The organism is Desulforamulus hydrothermalis Lam5 = DSM 18033, from assembly GCF_000315365.1.
Classification (GTDB): domain Bacteria; phylum Bacillota; class Desulfotomaculia; order Desulfotomaculales; family Desulfotomaculaceae; genus Desulfotomaculum; species Desulfotomaculum hydrothermale.
Map to the genome: position 1 here is coordinate 240,254 of NZ_CAOS01000013.1, position 16,226 is coordinate 256,479.

Below are 16,226 nucleotides of genomic sequence, written 5' to 3' on the forward strand. Positions count from 1 at the left end.
ATGCTGTTGCAGCAGAGGGAATGCCAATTTGATTACCGGCAACTTTTTGCCCGGCAAGAAAAACAGCTTGCCCGGTTAATCCAGCGTGTTTATGAAAAATCACCCTTTTACCGGCGCAAGCTGGATGAAGCAGGCATTAAGCCTGAACAAATACAAACAATACAAGATTTTGCCCGGGTACCCTTTACCACCAAATCAGAACTGCGGGCGGGCTATCCCCTGGGGTTGCAGGCAGTGCCGGATGAAGAGGTGGTTCGCATACATTCTTCCTCCGGCACCACCGGCAAACCTATCATTGTACCTTACACAGCCGGTGATGTTAACATTTGGGCAGATATGATGGCCCGTTGTCTGGCTGCGGCGGGAGTAACCCGTCGGGATCGGGTACAGGTCACACCGGGCTACGGCTTGTGGACCGCCGGTATTGGTTTTCAGGCAGGTGTCGAGCGTTTGGGGGCCATGGCCATACCAACCGGCCCAGGTAACACAGATAAGCAACTGGAAATGATGGAAGATTTGCAAACCACCGTACTTATCGGCACCTCTTCTTACGGGCTGCTGCTGGCGGAAGAAATTCATCGGCGGGGTATTAAAGAGCGGCTGGCTCTGCGCAAGGGGATTTTTGGCAGTGAGCGCTGGGGTGACCAAATGCGGCAGCGTATTGAAGAATTATTAAACATTGAAACCTACGACATTTACGGTCTTACCGAAATCTACGGCCCCGGTATTGCTATTGATTGTTCGCGGCATAACGGCCTGCATTTTTGGGCTGATCACCTGTTATTCGAAATAATTGAACCGACCACCGGTGAACAACTGCCTCCCGGCCGGCAGGGAGAACTGGTGATCACTACCTTAACCAAGGAAGGCATGCCTTTACTGCGCTATCGCACCCACGATATTACCCGGCTGCGCTTGGAAAGTTGCGATTGCGGATCCCCCTTTCCCATGATTGACCGGGTGCTGGGCAGAACGGATGACATGGTTAAAATAAAAGGAGTAAATATTTACCCGGGGCAAATTGATCATGTACTGAAATTATCACCGGGTGCCGGCAGTGAATACCAGATGATTCTTACCAGGTCGGCAGGTAAAGACCATTTGCTAATTAAAGTTGAGGTGCGGGACGGTTTTGACCATCTGCAAGTGAGCGAAGAATGCCGCAGAAATATTAAATCTCGCATTGGTATCCAATGCGAAGTGGCACCGGTGGCCTACGGCAGTTTGCCCAGGTCAGAAAAGAAAAGCAAACGTGTTTTCGATTTAAGAGAAACTGTTTAATAACCGCACTTACCCGTCTTGTATGAACCCGTTCTGAAACGGGTATTTCTTTTGGTGAGACAGTTGTTTGCCCTTAACCGGGAAGGGAAATAACAGCTGTTGGAGAATTATTGTTTATGGTCATGGTGTGATTTTAGTATCAGGAAGATGGGAGTGTCAACGTTGCTCAGCTTGTTTAAAGGGTTGCCGCAGGAGATACTGGTGGTTGTTATTGCTGCTTTGCCGATTGTGGAGCTGCGCGGCGCCATTCCTTACGCCATGACGGTGCTTCACATGAGCTCCTGGCAAGCACTGTTTTGGTCAATCCTGGGCAATGCTCTTCCGGCGCTGGTGATTTTGTATTTGCTTGGCCCGTTGCAGCGATTATTGCAACGGCGGTTGCCGGCCAGCCGGAAATGGTTTAACTGGCTGTACAGCCGCTCTCATCAAAGGGGGCAGCTTATTTCACGCTATGGAGCCCTGGGTTTGTTTCTGTTTGTAGCTGTTCCTGCCCCGGGAACAGGTGCCTGGACGGGCTGTATAGTGGCTTTTTTGCTGGGTTTGTGCCCCCGGCAGGCGCTGCTGGCGGTGCTGGGCGGCATTGTGCTGGCCGGGGTTGTTGTTACACTGGCTGTATCCGGAACTTTGACGGTCTTTCGAAATCTTATCTAACAGCATCAGCAGTTAGGTCAGGTTCCTGAGTAAATTCGCAAACCAGGCTGAGACCGGCTTTTAATGGCATTTTTAACCGGAACCGTTTGGCTGACCGCTTATCCAGAACCATAGCCGGCACATAAACTGCCCCGGCCAGATCTTGAATGGCCGGGGGAACATTATCCTGCTCGGCCCGGAAGCACAGCCTGTGTACCTGGTTGGCTGCCATCATTGTAGTTGCATTAATCCTTAGATGAATCACATCCAGTGGTTTATAGGTGGTGGCCGGGGCCACTGATTTAATGGTTTTTATTTTTCTTTCGTATACAGTTAAAGCAGCATCCAGCAAAGCTTTGTACCCCACATTATATTCCATCACCACCGGATAACCGTTAATGGTGGCAATGGCGGTTCGCTGTAAACCGCGGGCCAGGGTAGACAGCTCGGCAGTTCGCAGCAGTTCGTTAAAAATGGTAAAAAGATCATGGCTGTGCTCAGGCAGCAGTTCCTCCCGCTGAGGTTGCTGCAGTAACAACAAAATGTCCCGGAAGTCCGGGATTTTTTTGGTTTTTTTAGCCAGCCCCGGCAGGGTCAGCTTGCCATCCCGGCTCAAAACTTGCGCTAACAGGTTGCGGATTTGCCGGTACCAGTAAAAGATGGTCTGACCGGCCATCAACTCGGGCAGGTGAACCACATAAATACCGTGGGCATTGGCATATTCCCAGGCCGGATAAGAAAATTCGCCTGCCACAAAAATGCCCCCCACATAATGCACGGTCAGGGCTTCCTTTGCTTTTTTGCCCCCGTAAATGCGGTGAAATAAATCACCCCGGTTGTTGTCCAACAGATCCCGAATTAGTTCCCGGCGGGATGGTAAAGTTTGCTCCAGGTCCAGCAGAGTTGCTTTTAAATTGCGTACCAGCTGCATGTCAGTGTTATGGTTAGCCGGTGCCGGCCCTCTGGCTGCTACCAGCAGCACCGTATTAAGGCAAAAGGGGCTGTTGTTTAAGTCTATACCCACTACACCTATTGCATGTTGCGTCCCTCGGCCGCCCAGTTTGCGACGGGGAACACCGGCGATATATCCGTTGTTGCGCAAAATGTATGCCACCAGGTACTCAAATAATTTATTGCCTGATATATAGAGGGACAAGGGACACCTCCGATTGACAAATGTGATCACTGCTTAATATAGCCGGATGAAAAAACTTTATAACAAGTTCCAGCTATTGTTATAGCCAAGAATAAATAATCTTGAACAAAGTTGAGGATATTATTATCACCGGACTGGTTGTGCAACCAAAGGCGTTCGCCGCCGTCCGTTAAAGGAAACCCTCCTCCGGGAGGGTTTCTGGATTATAAAGCAAATAAACCCACCTGTGTGGGTTTGCCTGAATATTTGGTTTTAAAAACCACCCCATGGTTTGGCTCGGGTGTAGGCATACTCTCTGGCCCACTTTTCAGCCTCCGAGCAGGCTTTAAATACCCTGCGATCACCGGCACCCCGGACGCAGGATTCCGCCAACCACAGATGGCCGTCGTTGTTTACACGCCAATAGGTGTTTAGGTGATTGTTGCTGGTTTCGCCATACCCCTGCTCCTCAAAAAAGGGAGTTGGTTTATAGTAGCGGCGCTGGCGAGGGTTAATGAGGAACAATTTGTTCATCAAACAAACCACTCCTTTCTGCCAAGATATTAACCTGATTATATAATATATGTGTTAATTACTTAATTTAGTTCTGTTAATTAGCAGTAAATTTTAACATTTTTAAGAAACCTGGTTCAATTTAAATGGCAACTGTTTTTTAGCCAGAAAGCGATTAAGTGGTCTGCTAATTTTGTTACGTTAGGGTTACCATGCCATAGAGGACTTGTAATCGGGTTGCCCAGCAAGGTTATTATGTTGTCTAAGTTATGATTATTCAGGGTATTCCAAAACATACGGCAACGGGCTTGTCTTTCCATGATTTGCTGCAGAAATGAAACTCTTTTTTCATAATTTTGTCCCAAGGCAATGGCGCGGGCTGTTTCTACACCGCTGATGAGACAAGAAAAAACACCGAAACCCAGCCAACCGCTGACAAAGCCGCCGCTGTTACCGGCCAGAAATGTATTACCGATTCGGTGCGGAAAAACCAAACCGCTTTCAGAACGGGTTTCCCACTTTAGTACTTGATCCGCATGTATTTTTTCTTGCTTAATAAAGTCCTGCCAGTATTTATCTAATTCTTGGTGATCAATCTGCGGTACGCTCAGGGTTAAAACTGCCCGGTCGATTCCCAATGGCACCATGCAAGCAAAGCCGCTTTTGGCATAGCCGGTATTAAACCAGAAGCGAACTTCCCGAGGGTTAAACTTGCCTGTAATATTAGCACCGCGTACCCAGGCCCGGTATGTTGATTGCCAGATACCCAGTTCCTGGGCATATTTTTTGCTGCCATCCGCCACAACAATATAGTCAAAGTCTTTTAGCAGGTCCTTTGGAGCAACCGGCGAAACAAACCGGACAGGGGTTTTCAATCCGCTTGCCAGTTGGTTTTCAATTGATTCTTGGTTTTGCCCTCTTAGAAGGATATACCCTAAATGCCCCCTGACATTATATGAGGTGCGTGGGCCTTGAAGGCGCAACAAACGGATTTCACCGATCGGCTTAAGATTGATGTGGTATTGGTTTCTCAGTTCTTGTAACTGATCTTTAACCGGGTGAAAAATAAAATCTAACAGCATCGCAGCGAAGGGAAAGGGACTTCCCAAACGATGCCTTTGTTCGAAGACAACCGGTTGGACACCGAGTTTTTCCAGTTCCAGGGCACAAGCCAGACCGGCAAGACCTGCCCCCACAATGGCCACCTTCATAATTTGCATCCTCCCTGATTGTCTTAAAAATCTCTGCCTTAATATTTTGGGTCTTATATGTTAATAATATGCCTGAATTAACGGTGGTAAAATACCGGGAGGTGCAACAGCGAATGGCCAAGTTGGCTCAGAAAGATGTAGAAAATTATTTTTTCAAACAGGCCTATGACCGGGAAAAACTACGGCAGGCAAAATATACTTTTCTGTATGAAACGGTCAAAGATAAACGTTTAAGAAAGATGTTTAAGGCTCTGGCCATGACGGCTCAGAGCAATCTGGCTGTATTAAGGCAGGAAATGGAAAAACTGGATATTAATTAGGAGGCTGTTTATGGATAGCCTGGAGTTGCTGAGTGATGCTTTAGAGGACAAAATTAAAAACCAAATGTTTTACAACGATGCTGCCATCAGAGTACGCAATCCTTCGGCCAGACAACTGTTTCTCCGGTTAAGAGATGAAGAAATGAAACATATTGAAATATTGCAAAAAGAAGTGGTGGCCATCGAAAATAAACCCTTTACGGTGACCAAAATTTTGGCCCGCCTAAAAAGTTAACGATTAGGTGCGTCAACGCCTGTCCAAGCGGGATAAAAGGATAAACCAGCCGGCTGTGGCCAGGCCGAGCAATGCGGTAAGCAGTGCAAAAACCCAGAGTTTCATGGCGCCTCCCTCGATATTAAAAGATTTCTCCAAAGTAATGTGTCCCGGGGCATAAGTTTCATATACACGGTACCTTTATTAATTTTATGAACTTGTAACACTTAACAAATTTTCTCGTAATATGTACCAGGGTCAATTTTAGCTTTGGCAGAAAGGGGTTAGAGCAGGTGGCAGGTGAGCGGGGATCAAATTACAATGCCTTTACGCTTTTTTTAATCTTTATTCTACTTTACTTATCTCAGAAGTCGGTTGTCGGTGTTAACAATGAAAGCGGGGTAAGTAACGGGGATGAGCATTATCAACCGGAACACCTGGCAGACGCAACCGAAGCCAACGGGGTGTCCGAAAATGAAGCAGCGTCTTTTCAGCCCACTGACAGTGCGATAAATGAAGAAATAGATTTAGATCAACAAGAAATTGCTTGGCCGCAGCCGACAATAAACGAACTGTCAGAGGAACAAGCGGTAGAACAAGCGGAGGAACAAGCGGAGGAACAAGCGGAGGCAGCAATCTTGCTTGATCAGGTAGTAGAGCAAGCACCGGCAATTTCGGTAGCTGCCCCGGCGGAGGAAACACCGTCAGCGGTTGGTGAAATTGCTGATCAGGCAGTTGAAGATCTGCCGACCTCAGCCGAGGATGTAGCGGCATACGACACTTCATCTGATGAAACAAAGGAATCAGAGCTTGCAAAAGCCGAGGATACAGAAGAACCTGTATTGGGGGGGCAGCAGCATTTATTCTTAAAGCCAACGGTCATGACGGGCTTGCAATCGAAAAAACAACCTGCAAGTCCTAAAATCAACATTAAGTTTGGCTCTTAAAAGCTATCTAATAAGTTTTTTCATTGCATAAACACAGCAACCCGTACCACTTATTCCGGTGATACGGGTTACTTATTGAAAATTGCTTAACTTATGGTAAAAGTTCAACACCCAAGGCGGCCAGGCGGCTGCGCTCGGTGCGGCTGAGGGTAATATGGGCGTAAATATCTTGGTCCTTAAAAGATTCAATTAATGTAACAAAACCATTGCTGGTGGCAGTAAGACGGTAGTTATCTATTTGCTGTATATCGCCTGTTAAAACAATTTTACTGCCAATGCCCGCCCGTGTAATTATGGTTTTAATGTTTTCCTTGGTGAGATTTTGTGCTTCATCTATCAATATCCATTGTTTGGGAATTGAACGCCCTCTAATATAAGTAAGGGCTTCCAGCTCGATGTAACCTTCCTCCATAAAGCGTTCTACCCTTTCCGAGGGAGAACACCTCTCCTCGTGTTTAGAAGCCACAAAAGTGCGCGTTAGGAATTCCAGGTTATCATAAATGGCTGCCATCCAGGGAGTCAGTTTTTCTTTTTTTGTACCGGGTAAAGCACCTATATCACGGCTGTGGGGAATTAAGGCTCTGGTTACCACCAACTTGGAATAAAGCCGCTGGTTTACCACTTGCTGCAGTCCTGCTGCCAGTGCCAATAAGGTTTTGCCGGTTCCTGCCGGACCCAGAATACTTACCAGTTCAATAGCCGGGTCTAATAAAGCGTCCATCAGGAATGACTGTTCCATATTTCCTTCCGCCGGTCCCAGGCCGAAAGCGTGCAAATCACGGCGCAGGGGATGGATCATCCCTTTCTTGTAACGCCCTAAATGGCGGCCGCCCAGGCTGTCTTCCATACAAACATACTGATTTTCTAATAACGGTGCTGTTGTTTCTATCCGTCTTAATTGATAGAAATCCTGTACTTCTTCATAAGATACACTGATGGTATCCCATCCTTTGTACAAAAAGTCCAAATTAACTTGTTCGGCTGCAAAGTTTTCTGCAGATATGCCCAGTGTATCCGCCATGACCCGCTGGCAGATATCCTGGGTTACCAATGTAACCGGCGCTTTTTGTTCTTCCTGGAGCCCCTTGGCAATGCCCAGAATTCTTGTATCAACCTTGTCTTTTGGTAAATATTCAGGCAACAGTACATGGCAATGATTAACCTCCACCTGAATTTGATGCTTGCTAGGAAGAAAAACGCCCTGGTGCAGTTGTGGTCGCAGGCTGTCCAAAAAGCGGATTGCCTGTCGGGCACAGTGCCCCCGGGCATCTTCCAATCCTTTAAATCGATCCAGTTCATTGACAACCGCCAGAGGAATAACAATCTTGCAGGGTTCAAAAGAAGAAATGATTTCCTGGATGGGCCGATCTAGCAAAACGTTAGTATCCAGTATTCTTATCTGCACGGCTTCTCCTCCTGGCTAAAGATTTGCACCTTACCGGTGTAATTTTAACTTTTTAGAGTTAAAATTTGATAAAAAACAGGTAAAAAGCAAGATAAGTTTTATTTGTTCTAAATAAAACTTATCCTGGTCACTGGTTTTTTAGAACAGCCAAATATAATTACTTTTGAACTTAAAATAAAGACGACCCCTAAAGGGGTCACAAAATATTTAATAACTGATTATTTAATTTACGATTCGGAAGTTTCGAGGCTGCCTGTTTCCTGTATCATCAGTTGATTAATTTTTTCCAGGCCGGTTAAAAGACCTTGTATTTCTTCCTGGGTCATGGCAGCCAAAAGACTTGCCAGGTAATTGGTGCGCATTAAACAAATGTTTTGACCTAATTCTTTAACTTGGGGCGAAAGATCGATGTGTACAACCCTGCGATCATGTTCGTTGCGTTTTCTAACCACTTTGTTTTGTTTTTCTAACCGATCCACAATGCCTGACACAGTACTTTTAGCCAGGCCTAAGCGAATGCTTAATTCACCCAGCGTGATGCCCGGGTTTTGAAATAGCTCCTGCATCAGGTGCAACTGAGGTACCGTTAAGCCACAGCCAACCGTTTGCGCCATCATATATTGACGAAACTTTCGGTTAAGGGTTCTTAATAAATCCTTTAACTGTTCAGCTTGAACAATTAGTTTCTCCTCCACAGGATCACCCCCCCTGTTGCCAAAAAAATAAAAATATTCATTGTATTTAGAATATCATTAATTCGAACAATAGTAAATACTGACAGTTAAAACACAAACCATATTCAAAAAATATCGGCAGATTGTTCAAAAGTTGGAAAAGGCAAATTAGTTCAATAACCAGGCCATAATATATTAACAAACTATTCCTGTTGAGAAAGTTTATAATAAATGTTATTATCTTTCTGAATTAATCGTGTAAGGAGTATTTTTATGCGATATACATCCGTATTTGACATTATTGGCCCGGTTATGGTAGGGCCTTCCAGCTCCCATACTGCCGGGGCAGCCAGAATCGGCAAAACGGCCCGGCACATTTTTGGCAGGCAGCCTGCTAAAGCAGAAATCACACTATATGGTTCCTTTGCCCAGACTTACCGCGGCCACGGCACGGATCTCGCTTTGGTAGGCGGTATTTTAGACCTTGCGGCAGACGATGAGAACATTATTAATTCTTTTCAACTGGCCCGCCGGCTTGGTGTAGAAATCGTATTTAAAGTTGTACCGGAGGAATCGGATTACCATCCCAATACTGCCCGAGTGCGGTTAAGCGATTCTCACGGCTCGCTGGAAGTGGTGGGTATTTCAGTAGGCGGGGGCAAAATTACTGTTACAGAAATTGAGGGGTTTCGGATCTCACTGAGCGGGGATAGCCCAACCTTGCTGGTGTTTCATCACGACAGGTATGGCGCTGTAGCCAGGGTGGCACAAGTATTGGCCTGCAATGAAATTAATATCGGTCATATGGAAGTTGCCAGAAAATCCAAGGGTGATTTGGCTTTAATGGTAATTGAAACAGACCAGGATTTAACTGAGGAAATTATTCGTGACGTTAAGCGTATTGACCATGTATTCAGTATAGCTCTACTTAAACCATAATGAGAGGGGAAGGCGGTTTGCAATACCGTACTGTAGCTGAATTGGTTGCCCTTGCCCGGCAGCAAGGTGAAACCATTGGCAAGACTGTGTTTACCCAAGAAGTACAAGCCGGGGGTCGCACCCAGACAGAGGTTTTTGCTGAAATGGAAAAAAGCCTGCTGGTGATGGAACAGGCTGTGGAGAAAGGAATCAACGAAGCCCTGACCTCCCGCAGCGGGCTAACCGGAGGAGACGCTAAGCGCTTGCAAGACTACGCCCGTGAAGGCAAAAGTTTATGCCGCGGCATAGTTTTTGATGCTGTAAACTATGCCTTGGCTGTTTCCGAGGTAAACGCTGCCATGGGGCTGATTGTGGCAACACCCACCGCCGGTTCCAGCGGCGTTTTGCCCGGCAGTGTGCTGGCTGCCGGACGTCATTTGGGCTGCAGCCGGGAACAAATGGTGTATGCTCTGTTTAACGCCGGCGGTATAGGCTATGTTATTGCTAACAATGCTACAATTTCCGGGGCTGCCGGGGGATGCCAGGCAGAAATCGGAGCCGCTGCGGCTATGGCTGCTTCCGCCGTGGCTGAACTGGCCGGCGGATCACCGGAACAATCCGCCCATGCGGCGGCCATTGCTTTAAAAAACCTGTTGGGGCTGGTTTGCGACCCTGTAGCGGGACTGGTGGAAGTGCCCTGTGTAAAAAGAAATTCTATGGGCGCAGCCATATCTATTGTGGCAGCAGACATGGCACTGGCAGGCATTACCAGCGTCATACCCTGTGATGAAGTAATTGAAGCAATGTTTAAAATTGGCACCATGCTGCCCGTTTGCCTGCGGGAAACTTCTCTGGCCGGCTTGGCTACCACGCCTACCGGTTTGGAACTAGGGCAAAAGATTAATGCAAAAGACCAGGCATAAGGCGAAGGGTATATTCCTTTGCTCAGACTGTAGACAAAAGAAAGCCAAGGTGGTTTGATAATCCCCTGCCGGCGACTTGTCGAAGCGCCGTCACGGCACTTGATGAGCGAAAGGAGCTATTGGGGTGGCGCCCGCAGCGAATCATAGTGCTGTCGGTGCGTAGGCCCGGAGCTAAAGGGGATCATCAACCACCTTTATTGTTTGTCGGGCGAAGGGTATATCTTTTATGACTTTAAAGGTACTGCCGTTAGCCGGTAGCTGCCTGTACCTCCTCTAAAGCCGCTCTGATTAATGCTTCTACCACCCTGGAAACCGGCAAGCCGGATTCTTTAGCCAACCGCTTGATACATCGTACGGTTTCATTGTCACTTACAATATTTACTTCCTGAAAATCGGGTAAAAAAATTATTTGTTCCTGTGAGATTTGCTTAATATGCTTATCAACTTTATTTAACATGTACGACGCCTCCAATTTTTTTTCCGCGCTCAGTAATTCCTTATCAGATGCCCGGATACCTTTGGAGATTTTTTAAAGGTTTGTCGATAAAACAGAAAGTTTCGACAGTTTGGCAGCAGTGTGCTTATACTGTCGAGAATAATAATGGAAAAATCTAGATAAACTAATGTCATGAACCAAGTCATTTATCTTAATATGATTGAACAAGAAAAAAGCCACTGGTGGTATAAAGGAAGAAGAGAAATCATCGGACAGGTTATAAAACCTTACCTGCAGCCGGCTATGAAAATACTGGATGCCGGGTGCGGCGCCGGTGGAAATATGGAATATATGCTAAAATATGGGAGTGTAGTAGGGGTAGATATTGCTCCCGAAATGGTAAAACATTGTCGTAAGAAGGGTTTATCTGCTTATTGTGAAAGTATTACGGCTTTACCCTTTGCAGATCATGTTTTTGATTTGGTCATTTGTTTAGATGTGCTGGAACACTTGGCGGATGAACGGGCAGCCCTGGCGGAACTAACCAGGGTAGTCCGTCCCGGAGGTGTTGTGGTTGTCAGCGTGCCGGCTTTTAACTGGCTCTGGGGGGAGCATGACATCTTAAATAATCATTACCGCAGATATAATTACGGTCAATTAAACAGACTGGTTAAAGAGTTTCCCCTCAGCATAGAGCGCACCACTTATTTTAATTTCTTTTTACTTCCGATAGTTTGGGCAGTGAGGCAATTTAAAAACAGCCTGCCCGGTTTTTTAAACAAGAGAACTGATTTGTATTTGGGATCAGGTAGGTTAAACAGGCTTTTTTATCAAGTTTTAAAGATTGAACAATTAATTTTAGTTTTTTGCAACCTGCCCGTCGGAGTATCTCAGGTGTTAGTGGCACGGAAAAAGTAACCGCCCTCAGTCAGTTTTACCGTCACGACAACCGCTGCGGCCTTCCCAGGCATAGATTTCAGCCGGTGAAATTTTATATGGTTTAGGTTTAACCGGTGAGTTTTTCTTTTTCTTTTGTTTCATAAGTATAACCTCCTGCTTGTAATATGCTGTGAAAAAAGCAGATCTATGCTTGCAACAGCCCCATATTATCCGGAAACTTCCGTAAGCTGTATTAAAATATGGCAGTCATAGGAGTTGTTTTATGTCAAATAAAAAAAGTTTTTATTTGTGGCAATGCAGCGTATGCGGCGAAAAATCACACGGTAAACATCCCCCGCGGCAGTGTATAAACTGCGCCAGTGAAGCTAATCGTCATATCCTGATCGGGCCACAGAAGCAGACGACGGGCATATGCCCGCCCGTTTGCGAAAGTTTGCCGGGGAAACTGGTTCTGGACAGCCCGCTATATGTTGTTAGTTCAACCAGGGCAGGCCGGGTAAATGCCATGTGCTGCAGCAGTGTTATTCAGGCCACTTTTTACCCGCCTCGGATAGTGGTGGCTGTCAATAAAATTAACCTCACCCACGATTTTATTAAAGAAAGCGGCGCTTTTTCAGTATCGCCCCTGGAGCAAAAGCAAATTCACCTGGCTCATCTTTTCGGCAGAAACTCCGGCCGGCAAATGGATAAATTGGCTTCTCTAAGTTTTACATATGGTCAAACCGGCAGTCCTATTATACAGGATTGTTCAGGCTATTTTGATTGTCTGGTAGATCACCGGGCTACGGTTGATTTAGACAGCCATACCCTGTTTGTGGGCCGGGTGGTGGATGCTTTGCATCACAATAACAACCTGCCTTTACTGACCTATCGAGAATATATTAAGCAGGCGGCACAAATATTTCAGCCCTTGGTGAACTAGCTTTCGAACATTATGAAAATTCTGCTTGCGGCAATAATTGGTTTGGCTTACAATGAGTTTTAATACCAAGGTGATAAGGAGGTACGTAATAGCTACCTTATTTCCGACAAACCTTGATAAAACTTAACAAACATAATACAATAAACTTATGGAACTATTAACTATAAGCAAAGCGGCAAAGAAATTAGGTGTACATCCGAACAGCCTGCGCAACTGGGAAAAGCAAGGTTTGATTAAGCCTGTCCGTTTACCTGGCGGTCAGCGCCGGTACTCCATGGACGAACTAAACAGGCTTTTGCAATCCGGCCAACTGGACGCCGGGCAGGAAGGCGTCGTCCTGTACGCCCGGGTGTCCACCAAAAAGCAGGCGGATGCCGGCAACTTAAACAGGCAACTGGAAAGGCTGAGGCAATATGTGATCGAGTCGCATTACCGTGTTGTTGCTGAGGTCACCGACGTAGCCAGCGGTTTAAACCAAAAACGCCGCGGTCTGACAAACGTGCTCAAGTTGGCCGAGCGGGGTGAGTACAAAAAACTAATTATCGAATATCCCGACCGGCTGGCCCGGTTCGGGTATTCGTACATTGAGCGGCATTTAAGGTACTGTGGCGTAGAGATCGTAGCCATAGCTGAAAAAGAGCCGGAAGACGCACAATCCGAATTGGTCAGGGACTTATTGGCAATAGTAACGTCTTTTTCGGCCCGGCTGTATAGCGCCAGAGGCAGGAAGAAGGTCAGGCAGGGTTTTCGGGAACTGATAGCGGAGGCATCTCAAAATGAAAAAACGGAAGAACAACAAGAAGAAGCCGACTAAGACCGGTGGCGACATAAGCTACACCGCCTGCGGAGAATTTTTTCCGGAGGTTTACCCTGCCTTCCGCTCTCAGAAGTGGAGCCGCGGGATGGAGGATCCGTTAGACACCGAGATGCGGCTGTTCTGCTCCTGCACCCGCTGGGCCTTCAACCGGTTACAGGAGGATAATTCCCGCCCAGAGCTAAAGAAGCAGGGTCAAGGAACATTCAGCATAAACTCCCGCTATTGCGACGACGCCATACTGAAGGCCAAAGCCGTAATTGAATCGCAAACAGAGCTGCTGACACTGGAAATGGAAGAGACGGAAACGAAACTGGCCCGCGCCAAGAAGAAACTCAGTTGGGCAGAAAAAGACCTGGACAGGGCCGTTAAAGCAAACAATCAGGCTAAAATCGAGGACTTTAAGCACACCGTACACGGCCGCAAAGCCAGGGTAAAAAAGCTGGCTGACAAGCTGGACGAGCTAAAGGTCCACCGGGACAACGGCACCATACCAAAAGTAATTTTCGGAGGCCGCTCTCTGTGGAAGCGAGTGTGCAGAGGCAGGGTTTCGAGAGAAGAATGGCGGCAGGCCCGGCAGGACAGGCTATACGCCCGCGGCGACGAGACCAAAGGCGGCAACCCGAATCTCAAAATAAGCTGGCATAATGGAGAGTTCACCCTGTCTGTGACCATCTCTCACCTGTCCGAACAGAAAGGGACAGACAAGAAGGGTAGACCCATAATGACCAGGGCCCCCCGGGTAACGGGTAAGCTCTGGCTGCCTGAGAAGCACCGGCAAAAAGTGCTGGAGCTGCTCTTATCAGGTGTGCCTTACACTGTGGAGCTAATCAAAGGTAGGGACAGCCGGTATAGGGTGCACATCACCTTTGCCGTTACAGCCCCCGTTTTAGTGACCAACCCCAACCAGGGTTACCTGGGTGTAGACACCAACCCCGACGGAGCAGCGCTGGCCAACGTCAGTTACACCGGACAGCCAACGCCCTGGCCGGAAGGTTTCACCGTACCCTATCCGAAAGCACTGCACAAATTCGCCGGGGAATTTCAGATAACCATGCACCCGAACGGTTTTCTTTACATCAAGGTACCAGAATTGTCCTACAGCCGGGGCTTCCGGCGCACGTACTTAATTGGCGTGCTTGCCAAAGTAGTGGTGGACACAGCTAAAACTTTAGGCAAACCCATCGCTTTAGAGAGCCTGGACTTCGGCAAAGACCGTTTTGACACCAACCGGAAATTCAACCGCATGGCGGCCAATTTTCCGTTCAAGAAGATGGTCGAGGCCGTCACCCGTAAAGCCTTCAAAGAAGGCGTCGGTGTAAAGCAAGTCTGGCCGGCGCACACGTCCACCATCGGCTATTACAAATACATGGAGCGTTACGGCATAACTATCCACCACGCCGCGGCATTAGTGATAGCCCGGCGGGCGATAGGTTTTAGAGAGCGCATTACCAAAGAGTTAAAGCAGAAAGTTCAGGCCGTCAAAGAGAAGCTGAGTCAAAAGGTAAATTCCTTGCCTGGGGAAGGAAGAGGGATGACCCGAAAGGTGAAGCAACTCTTCAAGCGGCTGGACGGAAAGATTTCTGTACACAACGGTTTGACCCGTTACAAACAGGAATCGTTTCACTCTGTCTGGCATGACTTGAAACACCTTGCTTTATCAAGTAGGTGACCCCGTTTAGCCGGAGTACGGGAACAACCGGTAGGCCGCATCTAACAGATTGCGGGAAGCAGAGCCGCAAGGCTTTCGCCGGACGGTCAACGCAAGACGGAAACCACCGTGGTTTTCCATATGGCCGCGTTTTGCGCCCGTAAAGCACTGTTTTTCCGTCCGGGTGAGACTCCCGGGGCCGAGGTCCCCTGTCACCCCAGGGAAAATTTTTCATGGAGGTGTAAAGCCTGGTCATGGGGGGCAGGGTTTACAAAAATCTAACTATTGTTAGGTATTGTTAACTTAAAGGGGCCAGGTTGCGTTTTGGTTAGTTTAGGCGGTCTTTCATTTTTAGTCTTATTAATCCTACTGGCAGTGTTTGTGGTGGTATTATTCAGCTTTATTCCGGTAGGGCTGTGGATATCTGCCCTGGCTGCCGGGGTAAAAGTGGGTATTTTTACTCTGGTGGGCATGCGGCTGCGCCGGGTGCCGCCGGCCCAAATTGTTAACCCCCTGATTAAGGCGGATAAAGCGGGGTTGTCGGTTAATGTCAACCAGCTGGAAGCCCATTACCTGGCCGGCGGTAATGTGGACCGCGTGGTGGATGCCCTGATTGCAGCGGAACGGGCTAACATTCCCCTTGCCTTTGAACGGGCCGCAGCCATTGATTTGGCAGGCCGCAATGTGCTGGAAGCGGTGCAAATGAGCGTAAACCCGAAGGTTATTGAAACCCCTGTCATCAGTGCGGTGGCCAAAGACGGTATTGAACTGAAGGCAGTGGCCCGGGTGACGGTGCGTGCCAATATTGACCGGCTGGTGGGCGGCGCCGGCGAAGAAACCGTTATTGCCAGGGTGGGCGAAGGTGTTGTCACCAGTGTGGGCAGTGCGGAATCCCATAAACTGGTGTTGGAAAACCCGGACAGTATTTCCAAAACTGTTTTGTCTAAAGGCTTGGATGCGGGTACTGCCTTTGAAATTCTGTCCATTGATATTGCTGATGTGGATATTGGACGCAACATCGGTGCCCAGTTGCAGATGGACCAGGCGGAAGCAGATAAAAATATTGCCCAGGCCAAGGCAGAGGAAAGACGGGCCATGGCGGTTGCCCGGGAACAGGAAATGAAAGCCAGGGTGCAGGAAATGCGGGCCAAAGTGGTGGAAGCAGAGGCAGAAGTGCCCCGGGCCATGGCGGAGGCTTTCCGCACCGGCCGGCTGGGTGTTATGGACTACTATAACATGCAAAACATCCTGGCCGATACCAAAATGAGGGAGTCCATAGCCGGTTCCGGCAACGGCAGAGAGGGCAGACATAAAGAGCTGAAGAACGAATAG

At 47.8% G+C, this 16,226-nt stretch carries 18 protein-coding genes; 12 read left to right on the top strand and 6 right to left on the bottom strand.

From position 1 onward, the window contains the following. Positions 1 to 1,281: a phenylacetate--CoA ligase family protein gene (locus tag DESHY_RS11270; RefSeq protein ID WP_174269715.1), complete on the top strand. Its 1,281-nt coding sequence runs from the start codon at positions 1 to 3 to the stop codon at positions 1,279 to 1,281. Between the two features lie 162 nt (positions 1,282 to 1,443). Further along, positions 1,444 to 1,932 carry a COG2426 family protein gene (locus DESHY_RS11275; RefSeq protein ID WP_008412862.1) on the top strand — a complete coding sequence of 163 codons (489 nt, stop codon included), beginning with the start codon at positions 1,444 to 1,446 and terminating at the stop codon, positions 1,930 to 1,932. Here DESHY_RS11275 and DESHY_RS11280 read toward each other — a convergent pair. The 3 genes from DESHY_RS11280 to DESHY_RS11290 all read right to left on the bottom strand — a co-directional run bounded on the left by DESHY_RS11280 (position 1,925) and on the right by DESHY_RS11290 (position 4,770). Continuing rightward, positions 1,925 to 3,067, bottom strand: coding sequence for a hypothetical protein (locus DESHY_RS11280; RefSeq protein WP_008412863.1), 1,143 nt, complete (start codon positions 3,065 to 3,067; stop codon positions 1,925 to 1,927). The two genes, DESHY_RS11275 and DESHY_RS11280, sit on opposite strands and share 8 nt — an antisense overlap. 252 nt (positions 3,068 to 3,319) lie before the next feature. Then, positions 3,320 to 3,580 (bottom strand): hypothetical protein, encoded by a 261-nt coding sequence (locus tag DESHY_RS11285; protein WP_008412865.1) that lies wholly within the window; start codon positions 3,578 to 3,580, stop codon positions 3,320 to 3,322. A 116-nt stretch (positions 3,581 to 3,696) separates the two neighbouring features. Beyond that, complete coding sequence (locus tag DESHY_RS11290) at positions 3,697 to 4,770, bottom strand: NAD(P)/FAD-dependent oxidoreductase (RefSeq protein ID WP_008412867.1); 1,074 nt, start codon at positions 4,768 to 4,770, stop codon at positions 3,697 to 3,699. 113 nt (positions 4,771 to 4,883) lie between these two features. Here DESHY_RS11290 and DESHY_RS11295 point away from each other — a divergent pair, with 113 nt between their 5' ends. The 3 genes from DESHY_RS11295 (at position 4,884) to DESHY_RS11305 (ending at position 6,251) form a co-directional block, all read left to right on the top strand. Continuing rightward, positions 4,884 to 5,090 (top strand): hypothetical protein, encoded by a 207-nt coding sequence (locus DESHY_RS11295; protein ID WP_008412869.1) that lies wholly within the window; start codon positions 4,884 to 4,886, stop codon positions 5,088 to 5,090. Positions 5,091 to 5,100: 10 nt separating this feature from the next. Continuing rightward, complete coding sequence (locus DESHY_RS11300) at positions 5,101 to 5,325, top strand: hypothetical protein (protein WP_008412871.1); 225 nt, start codon at positions 5,101 to 5,103, stop codon at positions 5,323 to 5,325. Between the two features lie 272 nt (positions 5,326 to 5,597). Beyond that, complete coding sequence (locus DESHY_RS11305) at positions 5,598 to 6,251, top strand: hypothetical protein (RefSeq protein WP_008412873.1); 654 nt, start codon at positions 5,598 to 5,600, stop codon at positions 6,249 to 6,251. A 91-nt stretch (positions 6,252 to 6,342) separates the two neighbouring features. Here DESHY_RS11305 and DESHY_RS11310 read toward each other — a convergent pair whose 3' ends face one another. After that, the gene (locus tag DESHY_RS11310; RefSeq protein WP_008412875.1) at positions 6,343 to 7,656 is read right to left on the bottom strand and encodes a PhoH family protein; all 1,314 of its coding nucleotides are present in this window, start codon (positions 7,654 to 7,656) and stop codon (positions 6,343 to 6,345) included. A 227-nt stretch (positions 7,657 to 7,883) separates the two neighbouring features. Further along, positions 7,884 to 8,351 (bottom strand): MarR family winged helix-turn-helix transcriptional regulator, encoded by a 468-nt coding sequence (locus DESHY_RS11315; RefSeq protein WP_008412877.1) that lies wholly within the window; start codon positions 8,349 to 8,351, stop codon positions 7,884 to 7,886. A 252-nt stretch (positions 8,352 to 8,603) separates the two neighbouring features. Here DESHY_RS11315 and sdaAB point away from each other — a divergent pair, with 252 nt between their 5' ends. Together sdaAB and sdaAA are read left to right on the top strand one after the other, a co-directional pair. Next, positions 8,604 to 9,269: an L-serine ammonia-lyase, iron-sulfur-dependent subunit beta gene (gene sdaAB / locus DESHY_RS11320; protein WP_008412879.1), complete on the top strand. Its 666-nt coding sequence runs from the start codon at positions 8,604 to 8,606 to the stop codon at positions 9,267 to 9,269. After that, positions 9,269 to 10,171 (top strand): L-serine ammonia-lyase, iron-sulfur-dependent, subunit alpha, encoded by a 903-nt coding sequence (sdaAA, locus tag DESHY_RS11325; RefSeq protein WP_008412881.1) that lies wholly within the window; start codon positions 9,269 to 9,271, stop codon positions 10,169 to 10,171. The genes sdaAB and sdaAA overlap by 1 nt, the downstream gene beginning before the upstream one ends. A 247-nt stretch (positions 10,172 to 10,418) precedes the next feature. Here sdaAA and DESHY_RS11330 read toward each other — a convergent pair whose 3' ends face one another. Further along, on the bottom strand, positions 10,419 to 10,628 hold the full coding sequence (locus tag DESHY_RS11330) for a hypothetical protein (protein ID WP_008412883.1): 210 nt from the start codon (positions 10,626 to 10,628) through the stop codon (positions 10,419 to 10,421). Between the two features lie 171 nt (positions 10,629 to 10,799). On the opposite strand from DESHY_RS11330, the gene DESHY_RS11335 reads away from it, so the two are divergent. The 5 genes from DESHY_RS11335 to floA all read left to right on the top strand — a co-directional run bounded on the left by DESHY_RS11335 (position 10,800) and on the right by floA (position 16,226). Continuing rightward, positions 10,800 to 11,525 carry a class I SAM-dependent methyltransferase gene (locus tag DESHY_RS11335; RefSeq protein ID WP_008412885.1) on the top strand — a complete coding sequence of 242 codons (726 nt, stop codon included), beginning with the start codon at positions 10,800 to 10,802 and terminating at the stop codon, positions 11,523 to 11,525. A 244-nt stretch (positions 11,526 to 11,769) separates the two neighbouring features. After that, on the top strand, positions 11,770 to 12,429 hold the full coding sequence (locus DESHY_RS11340; RefSeq protein WP_008412887.1) for a flavin reductase family protein: 660 nt from the start codon (positions 11,770 to 11,772) through the stop codon (positions 12,427 to 12,429). Positions 12,430 to 12,577: 148 nt separating this feature from the next. Beyond that, a complete protein-coding gene (locus DESHY_RS11345) occupies positions 12,578 to 13,243 on the top strand; it encodes an IS607 family transposase (RefSeq protein WP_008412889.1) in 666 nt (221 codons plus the stop codon). Further along, positions 13,206 to 14,915, top strand: a complete 1,710-nt coding sequence (locus tag DESHY_RS11350; protein ID WP_008412890.1) for an IS200/IS605 family element transposase accessory protein TnpB — start codon at positions 13,206 to 13,208, stop codon at positions 14,913 to 14,915. Before DESHY_RS11345 ends, DESHY_RS11350 begins: the two co-directional genes overlap by 38 nt. Before the next feature lie 303 nt (positions 14,916 to 15,218). Then, positions 15,219 to 16,226 carry a flotillin-like protein FloA gene (floA, locus tag DESHY_RS11355; RefSeq protein WP_008412892.1) on the top strand — a complete coding sequence of 336 codons (1,008 nt, stop codon included), beginning with the start codon at positions 15,219 to 15,221 and terminating at the stop codon, positions 16,224 to 16,226.

Coding starts and splice junctions, on each gene's coding strand:
- sdaAA (WP_008412881.1), top strand. CDS start 9,269: ATGAGAGGGGAAGGCGGTTTGCAATACCGTACTGTAGCTGAATTGGTT.
- DESHY_RS11330 (WP_008412883.1), bottom strand. CDS start 10,628: ATGTTAAATAAAGTTGATAAGCATATTAAGCAAATCTCACAGGAACAA.
- DESHY_RS11335 (WP_008412885.1), top strand. CDS start 10,800: ATGAACCAAGTCATTTATCTTAATATGATTGAACAAGAAAAAAGCCAC.
- DESHY_RS11295 (WP_008412869.1), top strand. CDS start 4,884: ATGGCCAAGTTGGCTCAGAAAGATGTAGAAAATTATTTTTTCAAACAG.
- DESHY_RS11270 (WP_174269715.1), top strand. CDS start 1: ATGCTGTTGCAGCAGAGGGAATGCCAATTTGATTACCGGCAACTTTTT.
- DESHY_RS11285 (WP_008412865.1), bottom strand. CDS start 3,580: ATGAACAAATTGTTCCTCATTAACCCTCGCCAGCGCCGCTACTATAAA.
- DESHY_RS11290 (WP_008412867.1), bottom strand. CDS start 4,770: ATGAAGGTGGCCATTGTGGGGGCAGGTCTTGCCGGTCTGGCTTGTGCC.
- DESHY_RS11350 (WP_008412890.1), top strand. CDS start 13,206: ATGAAAAAACGGAAGAACAACAAGAAGAAGCCGACTAAGACCGGTGGC.
- DESHY_RS11300 (WP_008412871.1), top strand. CDS start 5,101: ATGGATAGCCTGGAGTTGCTGAGTGATGCTTTAGAGGACAAAATTAAA.
- DESHY_RS11345 (WP_008412889.1), top strand. CDS start 12,578: ATGGAACTATTAACTATAAGCAAAGCGGCAAAGAAATTAGGTGTACAT.
- sdaAB (WP_008412879.1), top strand. CDS start 8,604: ATGCGATATACATCCGTATTTGACATTATTGGCCCGGTTATGGTAGGG.
- DESHY_RS11340 (WP_008412887.1), top strand. CDS start 11,770: ATGTCAAATAAAAAAAGTTTTTATTTGTGGCAATGCAGCGTATGCGGC.